The organism is Chryseobacterium sp. 2VB (assembly GCF_005503635.1).
Taxonomy (GTDB): Bacteria; Bacteroidota; Bacteroidia; order Flavobacteriales; family Weeksellaceae; genus Chryseobacterium; species Chryseobacterium cupriresistens.
Genome location: NZ_SCNC01000022.1, coordinates 19,598 through 44,037, shown reverse-complemented (window position 1 = coordinate 44,037; position 24,440 = coordinate 19,598). Strand labels below are relative to the sequence as shown.

The 24,440-nt window shown below is 35.6% G+C and carries 19 protein-coding genes and 1 tRNA gene; 6 read left to right on the top strand and 14 right to left on the bottom strand.

Features of this window, described 5'->3' with window-relative positions; translation table 11 throughout:
* Positions 1 to 3 precede the first annotated feature (3 nt).
* Together htpG and FFS26_RS17535 are read left to right on the top strand one after the other, a co-directional pair.
* On the top strand, positions 4 to 1,896 hold the full coding sequence (gene htpG / locus FFS26_RS17540; protein WP_137905695.1) for a molecular chaperone HtpG: 1,893 nt from the start codon (positions 4 to 6) through the stop codon (positions 1,894 to 1,896).
* Between the two features lie 299 nt (positions 1,897 to 2,195).
* Positions 2,196 to 2,582: a helix-turn-helix transcriptional regulator gene (locus FFS26_RS17535; protein ID WP_110008116.1), complete on the top strand. Its 387-nt coding sequence runs from the start codon at positions 2,196 to 2,198 to the stop codon at positions 2,580 to 2,582.
* Between the two features lie 89 nt (positions 2,583 to 2,671).
* Here the strand turns inward: FFS26_RS17535 and FFS26_RS17530 are convergent, their stop codons facing one another.
* The gene (locus tag FFS26_RS17530; protein WP_110008117.1) at positions 2,672 to 2,968 is read right to left on the bottom strand and encodes an MGMT family protein; all 297 of its coding nucleotides are present in this window, start codon (positions 2,966 to 2,968) and stop codon (positions 2,672 to 2,674) included.
* A gap of 89 nt (positions 2,969 to 3,057) precedes the next feature.
* On the opposite strand from FFS26_RS17530, the gene FFS26_RS22595 reads away from it, so the two are divergent.
* Positions 3,058 to 3,204 (top strand): hypothetical protein, encoded by a 147-nt coding sequence (locus FFS26_RS22595; RefSeq protein WP_165791608.1) that lies wholly within the window; start codon positions 3,058 to 3,060, stop codon positions 3,202 to 3,204.
* A 475-nt stretch (positions 3,205 to 3,679) separates the two neighbouring features.
* On the opposite strand, the gene FFS26_RS17525 is transcribed toward FFS26_RS22595, so the two are convergent.
* The 5 genes from FFS26_RS17525 to FFS26_RS17505 form a co-directional block, all read right to left on the bottom strand.
* On the bottom strand, positions 3,680 to 4,654 hold the full coding sequence (locus FFS26_RS17525; RefSeq protein WP_002976594.1) for a deoxyhypusine synthase family protein: 975 nt from the start codon (positions 4,652 to 4,654) through the stop codon (positions 3,680 to 3,682).
* 439 nt (positions 4,655 to 5,093) lie between these two features.
* Positions 5,094 to 5,474, bottom strand: coding sequence for a GreA/GreB family elongation factor (locus FFS26_RS17520; RefSeq protein ID WP_110008119.1), 381 nt, complete (start codon positions 5,472 to 5,474; stop codon positions 5,094 to 5,096).
* Positions 5,475 to 5,766: 292 nt separating this feature from the next.
* A complete protein-coding gene (locus FFS26_RS17515) occupies positions 5,767 to 6,408 on the bottom strand; it encodes a porin family protein (RefSeq protein WP_137905680.1) in 642 nt (213 codons plus the stop codon).
* Between the two features lie 48 nt (positions 6,409 to 6,456).
* Positions 6,457 to 6,849, bottom strand: a complete 393-nt coding sequence (gene arfB, locus FFS26_RS17510) for an alternative ribosome rescue aminoacyl-tRNA hydrolase ArfB (RefSeq protein WP_110008121.1) — start codon at positions 6,847 to 6,849, stop codon at positions 6,457 to 6,459.
* A 29-nt stretch (positions 6,850 to 6,878) separates the two neighbouring features.
* Positions 6,879 to 7,907, bottom strand: coding sequence for an AMP-binding protein (locus FFS26_RS17505; protein ID WP_137905679.1), 1,029 nt, complete (start codon positions 7,905 to 7,907; stop codon positions 6,879 to 6,881).
* 100 nt (positions 7,908 to 8,007) lie between these two features.
* On the opposite strand from FFS26_RS17505, the gene FFS26_RS17500 reads away from it, so the two are divergent.
* A tRNA-Gln gene (locus FFS26_RS17500) sits at positions 8,008 to 8,078 on the top strand.
* 120 nt (positions 8,079 to 8,198) lie between these two features.
* On the opposite strand, the gene FFS26_RS17495 is transcribed toward FFS26_RS17500, so the two are convergent.
* From FFS26_RS17495 to FFS26_RS17460, 8 genes are all read right to left on the bottom strand, one after another.
* Positions 8,199 to 8,588, bottom strand: coding sequence for a hypothetical protein (locus FFS26_RS17495; protein ID WP_137905678.1), 390 nt, complete (start codon positions 8,586 to 8,588; stop codon positions 8,199 to 8,201).
* A gap of 83 nt (positions 8,589 to 8,671) precedes the next feature.
* Entirely contained in the window at positions 8,672 to 15,547 is a 6,876-nt protein-coding gene (locus tag FFS26_RS17490) for an RHS repeat-associated core domain-containing protein (RefSeq protein WP_137905677.1), read from the bottom strand.
* A 121-nt stretch (positions 15,548 to 15,668) separates the two neighbouring features.
* Positions 15,669 to 16,157 (bottom strand): hypothetical protein, encoded by a 489-nt coding sequence (locus tag FFS26_RS17485; protein WP_137905676.1) that lies wholly within the window; start codon positions 16,155 to 16,157, stop codon positions 15,669 to 15,671.
* Complete coding sequence (locus FFS26_RS17480) at positions 16,154 to 16,942, bottom strand: hypothetical protein (protein ID WP_228449454.1); 789 nt, start codon at positions 16,940 to 16,942, stop codon at positions 16,154 to 16,156. Before FFS26_RS17480 ends, FFS26_RS17485 begins: the two co-directional genes overlap by 4 nt.
* A 536-nt stretch (positions 16,943 to 17,478) precedes the next feature.
* Positions 17,479 to 17,796 carry a hypothetical protein gene (locus FFS26_RS17475; RefSeq protein WP_137905675.1) on the bottom strand — a complete coding sequence of 106 codons (318 nt, stop codon included), beginning with the start codon at positions 17,794 to 17,796 and terminating at the stop codon, positions 17,479 to 17,481.
* Between the two features lie 120 nt (positions 17,797 to 17,916).
* Complete coding sequence (locus FFS26_RS17470; RefSeq protein WP_137905674.1) at positions 17,917 to 18,549, bottom strand: HdeD family acid-resistance protein; 633 nt, start codon at positions 18,547 to 18,549, stop codon at positions 17,917 to 17,919.
* A gap of 268 nt (positions 18,550 to 18,817) precedes the next feature.
* Positions 18,818 to 20,236 (bottom strand): amino acid permease, encoded by a 1,419-nt coding sequence (locus tag FFS26_RS17465; protein ID WP_110008126.1) that lies wholly within the window; start codon positions 20,234 to 20,236, stop codon positions 18,818 to 18,820.
* A 282-nt stretch (positions 20,237 to 20,518) separates the two neighbouring features.
* A complete protein-coding gene (locus tag FFS26_RS17460) occupies positions 20,519 to 20,812 on the bottom strand; it encodes a helix-turn-helix domain-containing protein (RefSeq protein WP_110008127.1) in 294 nt (97 codons plus the stop codon).
* Positions 20,813 to 20,995: 183 nt separating this feature from the next.
* Between FFS26_RS17460 and ccoN the strand changes: the two genes are divergently transcribed.
* Complete coding sequence (gene ccoN / locus FFS26_RS17455; protein WP_110008317.1) at positions 20,996 to 23,275, top strand: cytochrome-c oxidase, cbb3-type subunit I; 2,280 nt, start codon at positions 20,996 to 20,998, stop codon at positions 23,273 to 23,275.
* 19 nt (positions 23,276 to 23,294) lie between these two features.
* Complete coding sequence (locus FFS26_RS17450) at positions 23,295 to 24,182, top strand: cbb3-type cytochrome c oxidase N-terminal domain-containing protein (RefSeq protein WP_110008128.1); 888 nt, start codon at positions 23,295 to 23,297, stop codon at positions 24,180 to 24,182.
* Positions 24,183 to 24,440: the final 258 nt, after the last annotated feature.

Here is a 24,440-nt window from a genome sequence, read left to right as displayed (position 1 = left end):
ATGATGACTAAAGGAAATATTAATGTATCTGTGGAAAACATTTTCCCGCTTATTAAAAAATTTCTTTACAGTGACCACGAAATATTCCTAAGAGAATTGATCTCCAATGCAACGGATGCTACTTTAAAATTAAAACACCTGACAAGCATTGGTGAGGCAAAAGTGGAATATGGAAATCCCAAGCTTGAAGTTAAAATTGATAAAGACCAGAAAACGTTACGCATCATCGACCAGGGAATTGGTATGACCGGCGAAGAAGTTGAAAAATATATCAACCAAGTTGCTTTTTCAGGCGCTGAAGAGTTTTTGGAAAAATATAAGGATTCTGCAAAAGATTCCGGCATTATCGGACATTTCGGTCTTGGATTCTACTCTGCTTTCATGGTGGCTGAAAAGGTGGAAATCCTTACAAAATCTTATAAAGATGAGCCGGCAGTACGTTGGGTCTGTGACGGAAGCCCGGAATTCACGCTTGAAGAAACTACTGATAAAACAGACAGAGGAACGGAAATAATCCTTCATATTGCTGAAGATTCCGTAGAGTTTCTGGAAGAAGCAAAAATCCGTGAGCTGCTATTAAAGTATAACAAATTTATGCCTGTTCCGATTAAATTCGGGACAAAAACACATACACTTCCTTTACCGGAAGATGCTCCTGAAGATGCTGTGGCTGAAACAGAAGAGGTAGACAATATCATCAACAATCCGGTTCCGGCATGGACCATCGCTCCAAGTGAACTGACCAATGAGGATTATATGAAGTTCTATCATGAACTGTACCCAATGCAGTTTGAAGAACCGTTATTCAACATCCACCTGAATGTTGATTATCCTTTCAACCTTACCGGAATTTTATTTTTCCCGAAATTGAGCAATAATCTGAATATTGATAAAGATAAAATTCAATTATATCAAAACCAGGTATTTGTAACAGATGAAGTAAAAGGAATCGTTCCGGACTTCCTGATGTTATTAAGAGGTGTAATTGATTCTCCGGATATCCCATTGAACGTTTCCCGTTCTTATCTTCAGGCAGACGGTGCTGTAAAGAAAATTTCATCGTATATCACGAAAAAAGTTGCCGACAAAATGGCTTCTTTAATTAACGAAAACCGTGAAGATTATGAACAAAAATGGAACGACATCAAGGTAGTTATCGAATACGGAATCATTACTGAAGAAAAATTTTCTGAAAAAGCAGACAAATTCACTTTATATCCTACAACAGACGGTAAATATTTCCTGTGGGATGAACTGGTAGAGAAAATCAAGCCAATACAAACTGATAAAGACAACAAACTGGTTGTTCTGTATGCTACCAATGCTGATGAGCAGCACAGCTATATCCAGTCTGCAAAAGATAAAGGATATGAAGTTCTGTTATTGGATTCTCCTATCATTTCACACGTGATCCAGAAACTGGAAACTTCAAAAGAAAATATTTCGTTTGCAAGAGTAGATGCTGATCATGTTAATAACCTTATCAAAAAAGACGAGCCGGTAATTTCAAAATTGAATGAAACGGAAAAAGAATCATTGAAAAAGAATGTAGAAGAAGCTATTCAGGATTCTAAATTTACGGTACAGCTTGAAGATCTTGACAGCAATGATGCTCCGTTCACTATTACCCAGCCTGAATTCATGAGAAGAATGAAGGAAATGCAGGCTACAGGCGGAGGCGGTATGTTCGGAATGGGAGGTTTCCCGGAGATGTATAATCTTGTGGTGAACTCCAACAGTGAGCTTTCCAGCCAGATCTTAAAGACTGAGAATGCTGAAGAAAAAGAAAGCTTAATCAAATATGCTCTTGATCTTGCCAAGCTTTCACAAAACTTACTGAAAGGAAAAGACCTGACAGATTTTATACAGAGAAGCTATAAGCAGCTTGAAAAATAATTTACAAGAGACTGTTTCATTTTGAAGCAGTCTTTTTTGTTTAAAAGTATAAATTGTAAATAGATAATCCAAACCTTACAGTTTTTAGAAACCTGTAAGGTTTAAATCTTTAATCACATATTCTTTGATCAAATCAGAATTGATTCTGAAAGTAAAGTTTCAACAATTAAACCAGATAACCCTTCTGTTTTTAAATTTAGTTTCATTTTATCTTTAATTTTATTCTTTAGCACCTATTTTTTTCTACTTTTTATTGTATAGCTTCTGCTTTTTTGCCATTTTTGTATAAAATGTAGGTCATGCAAAAAGAAAAATTACGTCTCATCAGAAAGCAAAAAGGTTATACTCAACAACAGGTAGCTGATTTTATCGCAACAGATGTATCTAATTACAGCAGAAAAGAAAGCGGTGATGTGAGGATCGTAAAAGATGAGTGGGATAAACTTGCCCGTTTTCTGGATGTACCCATTGAGGACATTTATGAAGAAGAGGAAGCTACAGTAGTTGTTAATAATGATCATCCTGTATTTAATGATAGATCTGCAGGAGTTATCAGTAACCAAAATAATTATGATAATATCCCTGGCGACATCATTAAAAACCTTCAAAACTATATTGCTCTATTAAAAGAGGAGAACGAAAAGCTGAAAGAAGAACTAAAAGATCTCCCAAGAGGAAGAAAATAATACGGTTTCAAACTGTAGAAAATATTGATGTCACTTCATATTAATGTATGGAGTGACATTTTTTTATAATGAGATTAAATTTCATCAAATTACAATTCCTCCAATGGATCCCAGAACAGTTTTTTGAAATTCTTTATTCTGAGGTTTTCAACAATGATTCCTTCTGCTTCCAGCTTTGGCTGAAATTCGGGGACAGATAATACTCCTGAGCTTGAAATCACGCGGTGCGCAGGAACATCTTTCGGACATCCTCCCATCGCTTTTCCTACATGTCTGGAATGATTAGGATAACCAACAGCTTTTGCTATGGCGCCGTAAGTAGATACTCTTCCTTTGGGAATAAGTCTTGCCACTTCGTATACCTGTTGTTTGAAAATTTCGTCCATATCAAAATGATTATTTTAAGTTGGTTCTCTTTTTTGCATCATTTTTGAACTCTTTTCATCTCAATGATGTTTCATTAAAAGATAAAGATATGAAAAAATCATTTTTCAGGCTGTTGAATGCCGTTAATAAAAAAGTTCTTCCGAAATTGAGTAAGAAAGATCCTAATCATCTCACTAAGATAGAAAAGGGAATTCTGGCCTACAGATACTTTGTGCTGGTGAATTCTTTGGATTGATTTTTTATTTTCCTGCAGATCGCGCAGATTTTCACAAATGTTTATGTGTATTTTTGGGAAAATGCAAAGGCGCAAGATTATTTTAATACTATGTGTGGTAAGGCGCAAGGATTTTATCTCCGATAAAATTTCATACGACATAGCTTATTTTTTCTCTCGCTGATGATGCAGATTACGCAGATTGTAAAAATCTGTGCAATTCGTGTAATCTATGGGAATACTGTATACTATTTTTTAACCATTAAGAAAAATGAAGATGGGAAGAATAATTAAATTTCATCTTTGATGAAAGTAAAGCATGCGGATAAATAAAATAGCTTTAGCTATTTCTCTTAATGCCCTTTAAAACTTAAATAACCTTAATGGTTCAAATTATTTTTAGTTTTCAAAACAATTCTATTTTTACATCCTAAAACAAAAAGCGCTCCAAATGAATTGAAGCGCTGATATTATAATCTCCAGTGAGATATTTTTCTTAAGCGTTTTCCAAGATATAAGAGAACATCAATGGTGCACAGATCGTCGCATCACTTTCAACGATAAATTTCGGTGTAGTGATATCCAGTTTACCCCAGGTAATTTTCTCATTTGGAACTGCTCCTGAATATGAACCGTAAGAGGTAGTAGAGTCAGAAATCTGGCAGAAATAAGACCAGAAAGGAATGTCATGCATTTCCATATCCTGATATAACATTGGTACTACACAAATAGGGAAATCTCCTGCGATACCTCCACCAATCTGGAAGAATCCAACTCCTTTTCCTCCTGAGTTTTTAGTATACCAGTCAGCAAGGTAAGTCATATATTCGATCCCTGATTTCATTGTCGTAGGCTTAAGTTCTCCTTTGATGCAGTAAGAAGCGAAGATGTTACCCATTGTAGAATCTTCCCATCCCGGAACTACGATTGGTAGGTTAGCTTCTGCAGCAGCAATCATCCAGGAATTTTCTCTAGGAATTTCATAATACTGCTCCAATACTCCTGAAAGGATCATTTTGTACATGAATTCGTGAGGGAAATATCTTTCTCCTTTAGCTTCTGCGTCTTTCCAGATCTCTACGATATGTTTTTGTAATCTTCTGAAAGCTTCTTCTTCAGGGATACAAGTATCTGTAACTCTGTTCAGACCTCTTTCCAAAAGATCCCACTCATCCTGAGCCGTTAAATCTCTATAATGAGGAACTCTTTCATAGTGAGAGTGTGCTACAAGGTTCATTAAATCTTCTTCAAGGTTAGCCCCTGTACAAGAGATAAAATCTACTTTTCCCTGACGGATCATTTCAGCAAGAATCTTCCCTAATTCAGCAGTAGACATTGCTCCTGCCAAAGTAATCATCATTTTTCCGCCATCTTTAAGATGTGCAACATATCCTTTAGAAGCATCCACCAATGCAGCTGCGTTGAAGTGCAGGTAATACTTTTCTATGAATTCAGTTATCGGTTTGCTCATTTTTTTAATTTTTGCAAAGATAAAACTTAAAAACGGAATGCAGCGAAAGCACTTGAAGAAAGTATAACAGAGGCGTCTTTTTTTATCATTTGTTAAATTGGGAAGGTATAAGTTGGAAAATGCAAGGGCAAAGGGTTTTAAAACTTTGTGAATATTTTAAGGCCCAAGAAAATCGAAGGTTTTCAGCAAGGGAAAGCATCATTTTTACACATATTGCACAGATTTTTATTTTATATTATCCGAAAAATCAGCATGTGATAAAAAATAAATTGTACAGTATAAAATTTTATCGAAGATAAAATCCTTGCGCCCTTAAAGTAGGAGCCATGTCAAAAAATTTGCGACTTTGCGTTTTCCAACAATAAAAATTTATAAAAAAGCGCGACCCAAATGAGCCACGCTTTCACTAACAATCAACTTAATATTATTCATCAAAGATTTATCCTTCCCAGGTTTCCACTTTCAGAATTTCGATTTTTCTTTCTCCGTCTCTGAAAGGCCAGCTGATAACGTCTCCTACCTTATACCCTACTACTGCAAGAGCAATATCAGACAGAATGGAGTGTTTGTTTTTTTTAAGTTTTTCTTTCGTAGAAGGTACGAAAATGTATTCGTGTTCAAAACCAAGGGTATGGTCTTTTAATGTTACTTTTCTATCAACTGTGACAATATCAGCAGGAAGATCTCTTCTCAGGACCTGTTTTGCTTTTCTGAGCTCTTCGGTCAATCTTTTTTCTTCTTCGATGCTTACTTTTTTTCTTCTCAGTGTATCTTTTATGGCATCATAAATTCCGGTGGTTACAATAATATGATCAGACATTTTTTATTTTTTTAAATTAAAATGCAGTTATTCCCTGATGATCCAATGTAGAATCCAGGCATACAACAGCCTTCTTCTATAGAAAACTGCAAAAAACAATATATAAAATCCGAAATGAGTCCCTGCCTTGGATCCTGACAGGGCTTAGATAATGAAGTCCTTGGAACTTTTCAGAAAAGAATCTGTATGAAGATAAAGTAAAGACAGCAGCAATCCTGACCGGCGGTGTTCTGCAGATAAAAAAATTGTTGCTGTCATTATCAATTATTATTACTTCTAACAAATATACGGCTTAAAAACGGAATGTAGCGGCTGCACTTAAAGAAACTCTGTGCAAACCTTCTTTTTGATCATCATCAAATTTATAAGTCACCCCGTTATACTTCATTTTATTCAGGGTTCCGCCACTTAATCCTATTTTTGGCCCTATCATAAAATTCTTGCTTACCTGATATTGATATCCAAGATCAACTTCTGCCCCGAAAGTACTTCCTGTACCTTTTACAGATCCTGTTTTTGTAGTATAAGATAGTACTCCCAACGCCACATCTGCAAATACCTTATGTCTTGTATCCAGATGATTATTTGAAATAAGTCCGGAGAAACCGAAAAATGTAATATGATCCTTTGTCGTTACAGGAACAGATACTGGCATTCCATCTACATAACCAAGCAGAAATCCGTCGCTAGATGCACTGTAGTTGGAATATTTCACTCCGAATCCGAGACCGTTTTTCACTTCATAATGGGCTGCAATATCAAAGTTCAGTCCATTTTTCAGGTCTTTTACATATTCTTTTTCTTCTTTGCTAAGTCCGGGAATTGTCTTTGCAGTTCTCCATGCATATCCTATGGAAGGTCTGACAGAAAATTTCTGAGCGAAAGACATGATGGAGATTGAGAACACTCCAGCTACGATTAGTTTTTTTATCATGGTTTTAAAATTTCCGGCAAAAATAAAATTTTCTACCGGAGAAACCAATTAAAACCTGAAACGTCTGCTTTCTTTTTTATCTGAAAGCTTTTTCTTGTTATCCAGTCTTTTCTGTTTCTGACCTTTTGAAGGCTTGGTTGCTGTTCTTTTTTTCGGAACAATAAGTGCTTTGTTTACCATTTCAATAATTTTTTCAATGGCTTTATTTTTATTCATCAGTTGTGTTCTGCTTTCAGAAACTGAGAGGAATAAAAAACCGTCCGCATTGATCCTGTTTTTCAGTTTAAGCTGAATCAATACTTTTTCGGCTTCATTAAAAAAATCTGATGCATCTACTTTCCAAAGTACGGTAACGGCAGTCTCCACTTTATTGACGTTTTGTCCTCCTGCACCGCTGCTGCGGGAAGTTTTGAAACTGAGTTCTTTTGAAAAGTCTTTCATTTTTTAAGATTTTGAGATACCGGAATCAACTAGAGATCTCCAGTTAAATTTTTATACAATTCCAATCTGTTTACCTTCCCGTTGGGAGTTCTCGGAATTTCTCTGATGAAAATAATGTCTTTCGGCCTGTGGAATTTTTTTTCAAATGGTATTTCTGAAACTTTCCTTTTTACCTCATCAGATTCATTTCCTTCTATAATCAATATCAATTTCTGGCCCAAACTTTCATCCGGCAACCCTGCAAATATGACCTCATTTGGGAGTTCTTTTTTTACCAGGGCTTCCAGGGCTTCCGGAAAAATTTTTGCTCCTCCAGAGTTAATCACATTATCAATTCTTCCCAGGAATTTAAACTGTTTCTCATTCTTAATCTCAACTAAGTCATTAGTTTGCAATTCTTCAGCATTTACATTGGGAGCAAAGATCTTCAGACAACCTCTATCATCTAAAGAGATCGCTACATTTTCAAAAACGGTAAAATACTCTTCCTGTTCCGGCATTAATTGTTTTAATCCGATATGAGAAAGGGTTTCAGACATTCCATAGGTTTCAAAAATCCGGTTGGAAGAACTAAGGTTCATATGCCGGATTTTATTTTTCAGGCTTTCTGAAACGGCAGCACCACCAATGATCAGGTTTTTAATCAGATGAAGCTTTTCCAGTGAGTTTTCTACCTGAAGAGGTGTCATCGCACAAAAATCTACTTCTTCATTCAGATTTTCAAGAGGCTTTAAAGAAGGATCTGTAACTTTTAATTGTAACTTTCTTTCTATAGAACGGACAACCATCATTTTACCGGAAATGTATTCTACAGGCAGGCAAAGCAATGCCGTATCACCTTCTTTTAATCCTAAAAAATTACAGGTCATTACTGCTGAATTGACCATTTTCTTTGTTTCAATTTCAAAAATTTTCGGCACTCCGGTAGAACCCGAAGTCTGGACATTTACTCCTGTTTTTTGTGAAAACCATTCTTCCAGAAAATCTTTTACTTTCTTTTCAAATTCTGTAGAGAATGATAATTGATTAATATTGAGATTATTGAAGTCTATCAGCATGTTTTCCGTGAATAAATTCTACAGTAAATTTAAAAAAAAATTCAAAAATTTCTTGTATATAAAGAAAAAAGCTGTAAATTTGCACCACTAAAACAAACAGAGACTCATGGTGTAGCGGTAACACTACTGATTTTGGTTCAGTCATCTGGGGTTCGAATCCCTGTGAGTCTACAAACCATCCTTTTTTAAGGGTGGTTTTTGTTTATAATGCTAACTCAGTAAAAAAGCCACCCTTAGCAAGGGCGGCCTTTGTTATTTATTATTGTAAATACTTCTTGTTTCTGTATGATATTATTCTAAATATACATTAGATGGTTCCAAATCTCTTATTTGTTTTTTTTGATAAATTATATCAGAGGCATTATTAATAATCTCAAATACTCTTTTAGCTTTTCTGTTATTTTCTTTACTTTCCAAATCAAATGAGATATTAACTACCTTTTTTATACATGAATTGTTATAGGACACCCTACTCTTATATAAGGGACTCTTATTAAAAAATGATTTAGCAATAATAGAATCTGATAAGTCTAAAAATCTATTTTCTTTAAAGCATAAATTCATTCTTCTGATCTCATCTTTGCTGAGTATCACCTTTACGTCAGTTTTTCTTCCCCAATATGATCTTTCGAAAATATTAGTTTTTGAATTATAGCTATCTGTATGATTAAACTGTATCATAAAATTCATATTCTCACAATTATAATTCTGAGAATTATCTTTACAGGAAATCAAAAGTATAAACAATAAAAATATTAATTTTCTCATCTTGTTCTTGGTAATAATGAATAACTATTCCAATCTATTCTTCTTCTAAACAAAGGATCCAGGAATTTTATTAATTTATTAATAGACTGTTGCGAAGATACAGGAAGTTTATTAAAATACTGAGACCAATCTTTCATATTAACAAGATTATTAGGGTTATCATAAGTAATAGCTGTATGGGACAATCCATTAATATTAGTAAATACATGTTCAGAGTATTTTATTCCAAAATGCTCAACAGTATCATAAATCGCAATTTCATATTTAGAATCACTATCTATTGGTGTTAATTTATCAAACTCAGTAGTCTTCCCAAATGTAAATGTAATCCATGCGTGAGCAGTTTCATGCAACATAGTTTTAGCTAATAAAAATTTATTCAGTACTGCTGCTTTTGAAATACTAATTGTTGATTTAATATTTCTCCAACCAAAATTTCTTTTTGTATGTGCTACAACATTCTCACCTAAATTTGCATCATACTTATATTCCTTAACACCATAAGCTTTTTCAACATCAGTATCTTTAAACAACATGAGCTTTGTTTTTTTAATATTATAGTCAGCTTCGGCTTCGCTAATATTACCTTGTGAGTTTGTTATACCTTTATCATATACAACACGTGTCCTATTTACAAAATAATCTACTGTATAAGATACCCCTGCTATGACAGCAGCAGTTATTGCCCCCTTCAATATCCCCTGCATTACATTAGTATTATTTACAATAGCATCCAATGCTCCTCCTGCCGCACCAATAGCAGCTCCTTTTGCGACTACACCCCAAAAAGCGTTTCCAAAAATGTTTAATGCGCTTACACCCGCGGATACAGCTCCCATTATAGCTGATGTTAACATTGTCTTTAAGAATCCTGCTTTACTTGCATTTCCTGTAAGAGCAGCCATTCCGGTATAAATGAGTCCACCAATCACAACTGCTTTCAGGGCTCCTACAATCATTACTGGTAAAATAGCCAGAAAAGCAAATTCACCACTTGGATCATTATACATCAAAGGATTATTCAAGACATATCCATACTTGTTGTAATTTTGTGTATTATATGGGTCCTGAATATTTTCGTCGGCATTAAGGAATCTTCTTAGTAACGGGTCATAGAGTCTCCCGTTCATATGAATAATTCCCACCTCCATAAAGTGTTCATGAGATGTATATCCTCTATCTAACAATAAGCCGGCAGTACTTGTTATTTTTTTAATCATCTTAGCATCTGTAATCACAGAACCACTTCCCAGTTGCAGATGAGTAAAATTCCCCCAGGCATCAAAATGTCTCTGCTCCAGCTTATTACCTGCTTCATCACTGATTGCCAATATACTTCCTAAATAGTCTCTATGTAAAAATTTATACGAGCCATTACTTTCTGTAAAATTCTTTACATATATAATATTACTTTCATAAGGAGTTCCTCCAATATAGATGATATGTTTTTCCTGACCTGTTGTATTATTTTTAACAATTTCAAAGCTTCCATCTTCATTATAGAATTTAGTAAGCCGCCCTTCCTGCTTAGGATCAAAATTCCCGCCATAGGTAACCTTCTGCCTCATATTTGTTAATCCATACTGAAAAGCTACATCTCCATTTTCACCATCAATAAATACAGGATCATTATTTTCATTATAAACGATGGTTTGAATCAAATCATTTTTATAGTTCTGAACTCCATCTGCATTAAGGATCATTCCCGTTGCCTGATACACTTTGGATGAATTGTCAAATCTAATTTTTCCCACTTGATTATTAACCATAATTCTTCCTCTGGCATCATATTCATTCGTGTGAGACTGATTCGTGACCGGATTAGTCCATTTTATCAATCTATTATTACCATCATAATCAAATATTTCCGTGATATTAAAATCTCCACTTGTGGTCCTGCTATTTAATCTATTCCTGATAGCATCAAACTGGTATGTAACTTGTAAAAGATTTGGTTTAGCAGCAGAAGCATGTTTAATATCTTTCAGAAATCCATTATTTACATCATAGTTATTAGTAATATCGACTTCTCCTAACTTGCTTCTAAGTATCTGCGCTCTCACATTAGTTTCATTAAGCTGCCAAAGTACTTTTCCTGAATTTTTATCTTTTATCTGATACAGCTCCCCATTCCATGGGCTATAAACATTTTCAATCTGCACTTTAGTCAGCACTCCGGAAGAATAAAGTTGTTTTTCATAGGAGATCACCCTTGCCTTATCATCATAAGTAATTCCCTTTTCAATAAAGTATTTATCATTACTATTTTCAGATGAAGAAGTGATCCTTCCCTGTGGATCATAACTTATATTTGAACTGTAAGCCTTTCCTTTAGATGTTCCGGATTTTAACACGATTCTCCCTTTATTATCGTAAGTATACGAGATTACCTTATTGGTGGCCTGACCACCATCGACTGTAGAAATTTCATTTTGGGAAATCAGCTGTCCTAAATTATTGTATGTATATTCTTTAGTCCCCTTTGGGCTGATCGTCTTCTTAATCTGCCCAAATCCATCATACTCATATTTATATAATCCATTGGAAGGATCATTAAATTCTGATTTATTCCCCCAAGCGTCATATTTCGTTGTTACAATATTCTGCGCATATTCAGCTTTAATACTCTCTCCTGCTGCATTATAACTAAAGTTAATTGTTCCCCCTGAGTCTGTACTGGAAACTGTATTTCCTAAAGCATCTATAGTCTGGGAGGTTGTTCTTCCATATCCATTAACTTCCTTTATTGTAGTTGTAAAGCCAGAAACTGTGGTTACCATTTGCTTACCTGAAAATGAAATAACAGCACCGGACAAATCCAGAGAAGCCAATGAAGTAGCCGTTATCTTTGCAGGAAAAACAGAATCATCATATGATAATGCATTCCATAATGTAGCCGTTTGAGTATCAAAATAAGGTTCACTTTCAGCTGTCTTTCTTCCCAGAACATCATAATAAATATTTTTAGAGACAAACTCTCCTTGCCCAAAAGCTTTAGTAGATGTTCTATAATTTTGTCCAAGAATATTAGTATAGGTTATATTTTGTTTCCCATCAGGTAAAAACTCAATTACAATATATCTTGGAGGTTCAAAACCACTCCATATATCACCCGTCCACGTTTTCTTTTCGTAAGTATATGTTTTTGTACCTGTAACGTTAGATTTGGAGCTCGTCAGTTTTCCCCAATTATCATAAAGATTGGTTAATACGTTACCTAACGGATCTGTCTGTGTAAGAATCTGCCCCAAGCTATTATGAACAGTATTTGTTTCTAATCCCAAATTGTCTGTTTGCTTAGTAACAAATCTTCCTTTACTCTCATATTCGTTTTTAGTAATCTGGATTTGAGAATCAACACTGTTACTTACTGTTTTCTCAATAAGATTTCCGAAACCATCATACAAATAAGACTCCTGTAGCCAGCCTGAATTATCTCTGTTCCAAGCTTTAAAGGTCTTTAAGAAATTATTTTCATAAGTGTATTCTTCTTTGGCCGATTGGGTATTACCGTAAGCCTGTATTACAACCGTTTTAGATGAAGGGCGCCCAACATAATAATCTGATCCTACTCCAGATGGATTATGTACATATTCGTAGTTGGATGTTGTTACCCCATAGCCGCTGTTAACGTTTGAAATACTTTGTGTTGGAAGATAATAATTGTTATATGTAATTGTTTTATCTGTAACAGTTCCCGTTAAAAAGTCTTTTGTTTTATTACTTTTAGGTATAATGGCAGTAACAACCTTTGATTTGTCTATAGAAGGTAAAGAAGACACCAGCTGTCCGTCCACCAATCTATCAGTCTGATATATGGTTGATTTAAAAGTAATCAACTGTGTATTATTTTCTGAAAGATCTGCTGGAAAGATCAAATTCTCATCATTAGTTCTAATAGACCATTCTTTTACCGGAACCCCTTCATTCAAAGGGTCTATTTCTGTTCCTGACCATATTTTAGTATTTTCAAAACCATCTGCATACCAAGAAGAACGTGCCGTCTGACGGAATCCTATAATTCCTCTTCCCTGCAAATGAGCTATATAGCCTCTGTATCTAAAATCTTGTTTTCTTCCCAATATTCTTATTTGAGATACAGCATACATCTGAGATAATCTGTCAAGCTCCATATAAGGATACTGTTCTTTTTTAACCGAAGCATAAATATTGGGATTCACTGCAGGGTCAAGTTCTTTATAATCAACATCATATTGAAGATCTGCCTGTGATATGGACGAAATATTCTTATCTACGTTAAGATTATAATGCTGATAACTTATCAACTTTCTTTCGTTTGTATCTGTTGCTTTTAATAAAAAGAGTATTTTCGATGATGTATTATTTACTCTAAAATCACCGAATAAGGGCTCTACCAATACTTTTGGCCTTTGAGTATACGATAACTGTTTTTTTACAAAACGCCATTTGAAGTCTGAAGTACCAGGATTATAATAAGGCTCAGAGTAGCTGTCAATAAACCAGGTAGATAATTGATTATTGGCAGGTGCAAATATTATTGTAGAATTTAAGATTTCCGTTTTTCCATCATTATCCAAATCAATAAGTCCCGTCCTGGAATAATTGGTAAGTAATGTCGGGTTCATGGAAGGTTTTCTATAATACATTAATCCCTGCAGACTTTCAGATAACGAAATACCCGTATTCAGATAAATTGACCATCCAGTTGTATAGATGTCATTCGTGGCATTTTCATGCAAAGGTAGAAGTATTTCAATATTTCTGTCCCCGTTTAAATCTCCAAACTGCAGACCGTCTATCAGCCCTTTTACCGTGTAAACGTTTTTCAGATTTAAGATATAGCCATTATTCTGTTTTTTTAATTCATATTGTCTGACACTGTTCAATGGAGTCGTAAAAGTCCTGTTTGTGGTAGGTCCGTTTTCATTCATATACTCTTTTGTAGTGAAAGTAACAGATGTATTTCCTCCAGTTGGATCTACAAAAACAACATCCTGTGTGCCATCATTATCGAAGTCCATAATCCCTCCCTTACTGAGAATATTTTTAGGAGTTGTGTCAGGAATAATCTGAATCGAACTATTCTGTATATTATCTTTATCCAGAATCATATACCTGTAACCTAAGGATTTGCACATCCAGGTACCTTTTGGCGGATCAGGAACAATGATGTGATATTTACATTTATTATCTGCTACTGCCATAATCAATTCAGACATTCCATCAGAATCAATATCTACTTCCTTTAAACTTTGCAGAGCTGATCTGTTAAGCCCCCCAATATAGTCAGGATCAGTTTCAGGAGGATATACAGAATTAGCAAATTCATAGGTGTTACTTGGTATTGTTTTAGAATATTCCAACACAAGCGGATTATTGTAGGTATTCAATACTGATCCATCACTTTTTATTGAGTAAAATTTTAGTTCAATATTTCCAGTAGAAGGAGGATTAGACCCTGTATTATCTTTATAAATAACTAATCCCTGTTGAGGTTTAATGTAATTATCTGCCGGTTTTATATTTACAGTGGTCATACTACTGCTAGGCCAATACGTACTGGTTGCCCCTAAATAGACAAATGAAGGATTAGTACTATTTACCGCATCAAAATAAATATAATATCCTTCCGGCCTTCCGTTTTGTGCTGGTTGTCTGACAATAAAATCAACCAACCCATCCCCATTATAGTCTCCTGTTGCTGTGACATCTGTATAATCTCCAAAACCACTCTCACTGCTTCCGGTTGTTAATGTTTTTGTTGCAAACGTAACCGGATTAGCCGCATCTCCTACACTATTTCCTTCCGTTATACTTTTAACAAACTGATAATTAAGCCTGTTGTTTGGATCATTATTAACCGTTTCAATTGAATAATTGATGGAATAGCTTCTATAGGTTGTACTGCTTGCTTTAACAACAATTGTACTTAAAATTTTATCCTGTATCAACGGAATACCTCGTACATAGGAAGATTCCTGGATATTTCTGGGTGAATAATAAAATTCAACCTGGTTGAAATGAGGTTTTCCAAGTGTTTCATTCCCTCCCCACTGGATCGTATTAATTAAAGCAATATTATTATTTTGCAGATAATTATAGGTAATATAGTTCCCTTTTTTGTCTTTCCACTTTACAATATTATATTCCGTAGGAGTTCGCCCAGCATTATTTCCTGAGCTAACACCTCCATACCAGGCCCGTGAACCATCTTCAAATGTAATCTCCCAATACTCCGGACCCTGCCAAGATTGTCCTGTAACCGTTCCAATTGATTTTATTTTAATATTGGAATATTTATCAGTGACATATTCGGCCCCATCCTTACCGTATTCTCCGGATTTTAAGATCAGTCTCTGTCCGTTAAAGCTGTAATAATCTGAGTAATCAAGCTGAAGACCTTTGGTTTCTCCATCTTTTTCAAATGTCTTTCCACTTCTGAAGATGGTAGTTATTCCGGAAACGCTCCATCCATAACCGGCTATTCCATTTCCTGTGCTACTTAGGTAGACAAGATTCAGGTTAGGAGATACGTCTTTTACTCCTGGAGGTAATTCGATAGAAAGGTTATATTGTAATTGTCCCGCTGCCGTAACATCAATGTTTCCTTTGGTATTATGGAAACTTTGACCAGCCGGGGATGTCGTTCCGCTAGGATTACTAGCTCCAGCATTGGAGTCTGTAGGTCCTCCTCCCGGATTCTCCGTAGCAGGTCCTAATTTTGCTACAAAAGGATTGGAAATATCCGATTTGGCATGAAATCCCTGTGCCATAACCACCGTTTGTGGATCTTGAACCGTCCGGGATGTTGTTTCTGCCTGGTACAGTATGGTCTGTGAATAGCCCAATACTGAACACAGGAATAACATCAATGATGAAATATATTTCATATCTGTATTCGTTATTTTATAAGTAATGATGTAATTAATAGATAATAACTGATAGTGGAGTAATAATAAGTCTATTAAAAATCTTTTAATTTTTAATGTTTACATTATCTTCCTCTAACTTTTATCTTTTCGTAACATTTCTGCTAAAGACTCTTCCATCTTTCAATGTAAAGCGCAGAATATAAACTCCCCAGTCATAACCGGTCATATTGATCTTCACCTGACGGTTTAGTTCCGGAGCATTCTGCTGCTGGAATTTCCAGTGGACTGTACTATGCTGGTAAAGTGAAACGGATTCTATTAATCCATCTACTTCTTCAGTCCAGTCTATGGTAAGGTAATCATTCACCGGAACCGGATAGAGTCTGATCTGCTTCCAGAACGCCTTTTTGTCAATGGCAGACACCTGCCTGGCAATAGTTGTAACTTTTGCCTGTTCTTCAGCTTTTTCTTCTTTTGTAATAAGCTCTTCAGGAACTTTCTTCCCTGCTGCATCAGGACCTCTGTATCTTTGGTTTCCTGCTTCGTCATATTTGAAATAAACCTGAGTTTGTGAAAACCCAAGAGCTCCTATTAACAGAGATATCAGGGAAAATAATTTTGTTTTCATTGCTTATTTTTTATAGTTATCAGTTTTTGTACTTGTTTTTTTAATTCCTTAATCTCTTCAGACTGAGATTTCAAAGTTTTATTTTCTGCTTTAAGTTCTTTAATTTGCTTGTTCTGCTCAATTGAATAAAGCGTAAGTTCTTCTATTTTCTGCAATAGTTTTATCTGGAACTCTCCAATATTTACACCTTCTTTTTCCATCACTTTTGCAGAAGCAATTTCCGGAAGGTGCTTTTTTTCTTTGATGTGTTTTTCAATATCTTCTAACTTAGGCAGGTTATAATTCTCATCAAATACAAAATCAGCGGTAGGGCTCAATGTCACTTTAATTTCTTTTGCTTCAAACTTTCCATATAATGAAGCATTTCCGCTTTCTCCATTGATCACAAATGATTTCCCCCAATCCCAATCATTATTTCCTGCAGTTCTCGGTGCAATATGTAAGGTTTTTCTTCCGTCATCAGGAGAGTGGAATATCCAGGAATTACTCCCCCCGCTAACGAAATCCAGGAATCTGGCATCTCCATTTACGTCCAGCTTAGATTCAGGTACAGCTGTTCCTATTCCTACATACCCGTTATTCAACAACTGTATTATTCCCCCGGTCGTTTGCAGTCTTATTCCTCCGTGCCATTTGATGTCCAATCCATCTGAACCACTTACCGGATAATGGGTCAGATAATAATTGACAGGGTCCGAATTCCCATATAATTTGTCAAAAGCAATGTTTTGGGAAAATAATGTTCCGAATGCAATTAACCCAATAATTGATGTTAGTTTTTTCATGGTTGATAAATTTTAAGTGTTTAATTGATAATTTTTTAGCATTTTTCTAGCATGAACAGATATCATCAAATGTCCCAAGCTTCTTTAAACAAAGAAAGTAGTAGCTGTTCATTTTGTCAAAATTGCCGGTAATAATTGCTTTAGTAAAGCTTGATAATAATTTGTTTTCATGTTTTTTTATTTAGTTTTTCAAGATGCAATTTAACTGTTTAGCATGTTTCAAACTTATTAAATTGATTTAACATTTATAAATTCATAAATTTATAAGGTATTTATACGTGTCGAAGAACAAAAATCTCTCATCACAGCGACAAAACTTGTCGTATTAAAAAGTTTATTTTTAACTAAAGTGAAGAATCCCCAAATAACAATTCTTTTCAGCACATGAATGCTTTCTTTCATAAGCTCTGCCGTTTTTTATTTTACAGCATCCGGATTAAACCATAAATATTCAGTAACTAGTAAAGAAACTAAAATGACAAATGCAAAACCATCCTTTTTTAAGGATGGCTTTTTATTTCTAGATAATTTCCAATTTACTTTTTGATAATAATATTCTTCTTCCCTAAAAGCTTTAATATTGATGCCAATTTATATAAGTCATAATCTATAATTTTCCGTTCCCTTTTTAAAACTTTTTGCAAAAACTCCCAATCCTCAATAAGACTTCCCATTGTAAGTTCCGTAGGTTCTTTATAAGGATTGTATAAGTCTTTATCTGGAATATTCCAATAAAGATCATCTCCAAATTCAAAAGTATCTGTGTCATTTAATTCGTTCAATTCATCTGACAAAACATTGATAAGCTTCTTGATATCCAAAACTTTCAAAATCATATTATTGCTTTCCATCATCTATTATTTATAAGTAAGATATTCTGTTTTCTATAAACTTCCATTAGGACTGCATTGATACTAATTTCCAAGAAAATAAAAAAAGACCTCATACAGGCCTTTATATTTTAGATACAACTATTACTTTTTAAGATCATCAATCTCCTCTTGAATAGATTTAATCCTATCCCTTAATTCCTGGCTTACCTTTCCAGGAATTTTTTTCACTTTTCTCAGATCCAGAGCCAGCATAATGGAAGCGATTCCCATAAAGATAAAAGAAACTCCGGTAAGGGTTACTAAAGAAATTCCTGTAAATACAGGATTGAATATCAGCAGCAGGGAAAAGATAATTCCTCCCACACTGGCAAGGGCTACATTCCCCCAACTCATTATTTTCATACTTTTCAGGTCAAATGCAAAACCCAATAACTGAAAAGAACGGAACAGTAAGGTGAAACCTACCACAAACGGCAGCACAGCCATTGAAATCTGAGGATTTGCGATAAGATAAATTCCTATTGCGGTGGTTAATAATCCACTCACTAGAAACCAACCCCAACCCTGTAGGGATTTGCTATTCTGTAAGGAAAAAAATATTTCTGTGATTCCTGAAAATAAGAATGAAACACTGAAAAAGATGGAGAGTGTAACATACGTTGCCAGCGGCACACTGAATACATAAAAACCACAGATAAGGAAAAGAATTCCGAAGATTAACGGGATGTACCAGTGCTTTACGGTATTGGTAAAAGTTTGAAATAAATTGGCCATAAGAGTGTTTTTTGGTCGTGCCTACTTTTTTGTAACGGTTTTCGGCTTCTCCGCAAATATCACAAACAGATTATAATTTTCACCTGAATTTGAAATATAACGTCTTACTAATATATGAAAAATAAGCGAAAATACGAAGTACTCACTCAATGAATGTTGCATTTCTCCTTCACTTAGAAAGTATCGCTAAAAATTTTCAGAAACAAAAAAGGTGAAAATCTTGTAATTTTCACCTTTCCAAAAACATATTTTTAAATGTCTTTACTATTTAATTCGGTTTATATAATTTATACATTACGAACAAAAAGCCAATCCATATCGGGATCAGAATTACCTGAATTTCCATACCTGTAATACTCATTAACCCTAAAATCAGAATTAAAAATGCAATACAGATATAGTTGGATACCGGATAAAATATAGATGGGAATTTTGAATGTATTCCTTCTGCATTTATTGATTTTTTGAACTTTAAATGGGTGTAGCATATCATCAGCCAGTTGATGATCAGTGTAGATACAACTAAAGCCATCAAATATTCAAAGGCTTTCTCCGGTACCAGTTTATTGATTATAATACAGATTCCTGCGAAGCATGAAGATATAATGATCGCATTGGTGGGAACTGAGTTTTTGTTCAGTTTTTTCAGGAATTTCGGAGCATTTCCCTGCTGAGCCAATCCGAAAAGCATTCTGCTGTTGCTGTACACGCTGCTGTTGTACACTGACAACGCTGCTGTCAGAACGATCAGGTTAAGAACATTCGCTATTAATGTATTGAACTGAATCACTTTCCCAAAAAGGCTGAATTCGAGACCATTCAGATTTTGAAATACCATTACAAACGGGCTGGATCCTTCTGTAATATCTCTCCAGGGACTTAAAGAAAATAAAATAACCAACGCTCCTACATAGAAAATAAGGATTCTGTAGATCACCTGATTGGTTGCCTGTGGAATCGTTTTCTCCGGATTTTTGGCCTCTGCCGCGGTAATTCCGATAAGCTCAAGTCCTCCGAATGAGAACATGATCATTGCCATGGCTGCAAATAGTCCTGAATATCCGTTTTCTGTTTTGTTAAATAATCCTTTTGGAAAAAAACCTCCGTCATTCCACAGATTGGTAATTGTCGCTTTTTCTCCTCCTGTCCCGCTTATCAAAAGATAGACTCCGAAAATAATCATCGCAATAATAGCCACTACCTTGATAATGGAAAACCAGAATTCTGTTTCTCCGTAAACTTTTACGGATGCCAGATTAAGCGCATTAATGACCACAAAGAAGAATAAACTTGAAACCCAGAGTGGTATTTCCGGCCACCAAAAATGAATATAATGTCCGATTGCCGTAAGTTCTGCCATACTCACCAGAATATAGAGAATCCAGTAGTTCCATCCGGAAGCAAATCCCGGAAAATTCCCCCAATATTTGTAGGCAAAGTAGCTAAAACTTCCCGAAACGGGTTCCTGAACGACCATTTCACCCAGCTGACGCATAATAAAAAAGGCAATAATACCTGCTAAAGCATAGCCTAAAATTACGGACGGTCCAGCCAGTACTGCTGCCGGTCCGATCCCCAGAAATAACCCTGTTCCTATGGCTCCTCCAAGGGCAATTAATTGTATGTGTCGATTTGTTAATCCTCTAACTAAAGTCTCGTTTTGTCCTGTTTTATTTTCGTTGCTCATTAAATGAATTATTCGGTCGCTAAATATATAAAAACTTTTCAGAGAAATTCACATTCTCAGGGGTAAATTGAGAATCCGGCCTCATCCGTATATTTTCTTTTTACATCATTCTAGATAAAGTTCGGAATACAGTTACAAAAATAGTTTTAACGATTGTAGTTAAGATTCAATTTTAGCCCGTCAACATTAATATTTAACATCTCATTCAGATCAAAAAAAAATGATCTCTTTCTATTTTTTGAAAAGAGATCATTCTTAAGAAATTATCTAAGCAATTAAGGTTTATAAAAATTCTTTCGGAACGGAAATATTATTCTTTTTCATATATTCCAACAAACTTTGGTATTTATCTTCATATTCATCATTTCCGCACTTATGCGAAATACTGCAGATGTCAGATGGCTTGATGTCTAAAATATCAGATATTTTAGTCAGTATTTCCAGGTTGATCTTCACCTTGGAATTCTCAATATCGGAATATGCCTTTTGGGAAATGCCCATTTCAAAGGCCATGTATTCCTGCGTAAGATCTTTGCTCCTACGTATTTTCCTGATATTTTGTCCACATACTTTCATCGTTTTTGTTTTAGTAGTTTTCGGTATATTTTAGAAGATTATCTATTAGCCTCTAACAAAGTTAATAAATACCTTTGGCAAAACATTACACACGTTACATGATATTTATTTTCAACATAGAAAAGGTTTAAAAATACGCTTTTTTCAGAGAAAATATCACTTCGGTAAACACTATTGGAATTTATGGAGACGCAAAAATTTAATTATGACAATAATATTGTCAGAGCATTCCTCTATGCGACTATCGCATTCGGACTTGTAGGATTTCTGCTGGGGCTTACAGCTGCATTGATGCTTTTTTATCCTGAATTGCCTGAATTTTTATTCGGTACGGATGATACAACTATTAAAAGCTTGGCTTCAGGTAATATTCAGGGGCTGATCAATACACAGGGAGCCATGGGCTTCGGAAGGATTAGAATGCTTCATACCAGTGCTGTAATTTTTGCTTTTGTATGTAATTCCTTTTTCTGCGGTGCTTATTACAGTATGCAGAGGCTTCTTAAAACCAGAATGTACAGTGACACCCTTTCATGGATTCACTTCTGGTCATGGCAGCTGATGATCGTCAGTGTGGTTATTACGTTCCTTATGGGAATCAATACTTCTAAAGAATATGCCGAACATGAATGGCCCATCGATATCTTAATTGCATTCTCATGGATCATTTTCGGAATCAATATGTTCGGAACTATTGCCAAAAGAAGAGTAAGACATTTGTACGTAGCCATCTGGTTCTATATGGCAACCTGGCTTGCTGTAGCAATGCTTCACATCTTCAATAACCTGGAAGTTCCATTATCTTTCACAAGCTGGAAATCTTATTCTGTATATGCAGGTGTAAAAGATGCATTAGTACAATGGTGGTATGGGCACAATGCGGTTGCATTCGTATTAACCACCCCTGTATTAGGTCTTATGTATTACTTTATGCCAAAAGCAGCTCAGCGACCGGTATTCTCATACAAACTATCCATTATTCACTTCTGGTCGCTGATCTTCGTATATCTTTGGGCCGGGCCTCACCACCTGCAATATACAGCTTTACCGGCATGGGCTCAGGCGGTAGGAACAGGGTTCTCTATTATGCTTATTGCTCCGTCATGGGGAGGAATGCTGAATGGCCTTCTTACCTTAAGAGGAGCCTGGGATAAGGTAAGAGAAAATCCGATTCTTAAATTCTTTGTAGTAGCGGTTACATGCTATGGTATGGCTACTTTCGAAGGACCTTTACTCGCTACAAAATCATTAAATAAAATTGGTCACTATACAGACTGGGTTATCGGACACGTACACATTGGTGCACTCGGATGGAATGGTTTTATGGCATTCGGAATTGTTTATTACCTGGTTCCAATTATGTGGAGAACATCTCTTTGGTCTAAAAAACTGGCCAACTGGCACTTCTGGCTGGGAACTTTAGGAATCATCTTCTATGCAGTTCCAATGTATATATCTGGATTTACGCAAGGATTGATGTGGAAACAGTTCAACCCGGACGGAACCTTATTATGGAAAAACTGGCTGGATACTGTAACAGCTGTCATTCCTTACTATAAAATGAGATTCTTAGGAGGACTATTTTATCTTTCAGGAGCTATTCTGATGGTTGTAAATGTTATTAAAACAATCAAAGCTGGTTCATTCCAGAAAGAAGTTCCTGCAGAAGCTCCTGCCTTAGCCAATATCGGAAGTTCAAGAAAAGAAGGTGAAGGCTTACACCTTTGGCTGGAAAGAACGCCTACTCTTCTTTCTGTATTAGCTTTCATTACAGTAGCAATTGGTGGATTGGTGGAGATTGTTCCTACACTGTCACTGAAGCAAAGTGTTCCGACAATTACTGCCGTAAAACCATACACGCCACTGGAACTGGAAGGTAGAGACTTATATATCCGTGAAGGATGTAACTCATGCCACTCACAAATGATCAGACCTTTCCGTGATGAAGTCGTAAGATTTGAAGGGAAAAACGGACAGTACTCCAAAGCAGGAGAATTCGTATACGACAGACCATTCCTATGGGGATCTAAAAGAACAGGACCGGATCTTCACAGAGAAGGAGGAAGAAACCCGGATTCATGGCACTTCAAACACATGTATAACCCAAGAATTACTTCTGCCGGTTCCATTATGCCACGTTTCCCATGGTTAATCAGTAATAAACTGGACAGAACACAAATGGTGGATAAAATGAAACTGATGAAAAATGTCTTCGATGTTCCTTATACAAAAGCTCAGATAGATTCTGCCAGCCAATGGGCGGACAACCAGTCCAAAGCAATTGTACAGAGAATTTATTCTGAAGCAACGGATGTAAAAGATCAGATGACTAAAGAAAAAACAGCAAAAGGATCTGCCTATGTTCCACTTGAACAAAGAGAAATTGTAGCCATGATTGCTTACCTGCAGAGATTAGGTACAGACATCAAAACAACACAGGTACAAACCGCAAGCGTAGAGTAACATTTAAAATTAAACTGCAATGAAAACGAGAACCCCCATTTCAATATATATCGCAACAACGATAGGTTTAACGATCATGGCCTTTGAAATGTTTGCCGGAGATTCAGGATATTTTTCTTCTCCTTTTTTCTGGGCACTGATACTAATTGCCATTATCCTGCTGCTGATCATGAATTCTATTGGTGACCTGGTAGAAAATGAAAGTTTCAACAGATTATCCGAGGAAGAAAAAAAACAATATCTGGAAGAAAAAAAGATTCCTTATTACCAGAAATTATGGAACTCTGCGTTCAAAAAACAAAGCGCTACAGAAGAAAAAGATATTCTTATCGACCATGGTTTTGATGGAATTACAGAGCTGGACAACTCGCTTCCGAAATGGTGGATTGGCTTATTCTGGTTCGGATGTATTTTCTGTGCCGTATATCTGGTAGCCTTCTCTTTTACAGATTATGCCCATCCGGATGCAGAATACACGAAGGAAACAAAAACCATGCTGGCTTCCATAGAAGAGTATGAGAAAACGGCGCCTCAGATCAATCTGGAATCTGCAAAATACAGTGCTGATAATATTGCTGAAGGACAGGAACTTTTTAAAACGAATTGTGTGACCTGCCACGGAGATGGAGGAAAAGGAGGTATAGGTCCGAACCTTACCGATACCCACTGGATCAATATTAAAGAAAAAAGCTTATTTAAAAATGTATTCTGGATGCTTGAAAACGGCTCTCCAAACAATCCTACCATGAGACCTTTCATTAAAGAAGGAACCATTACCGGTAGAGATGCAGAGAAAATTGCCGCTTATATTTATCACATCAATCAGGAAACCGCTCCTATCACAACGGCACAAGGTGGTGCAGCTCCTCAGGGAGAAGAAGTGAAATGGGAGAACGGAAACAACTAAAATTATTATTATCTATCAATAAACCATGCCACGCCCCCTTCACAGCTACTAACATTTGAATTTCATTTTTGCTAACTAACCTTTTCAACATTAAAAAATGATAAAAGGGGGCGTTTTTTAAACATAATAATCCCTGCCTTGACTCGTCTTACTCAACTATTCACTTGACAACTACAAACTAAAAATTCCATAATAAGACAGCCAAGGCAGGATTTTTGCATTCGCAAAGGGTACCACAACAAAGACCAAATAAAATAG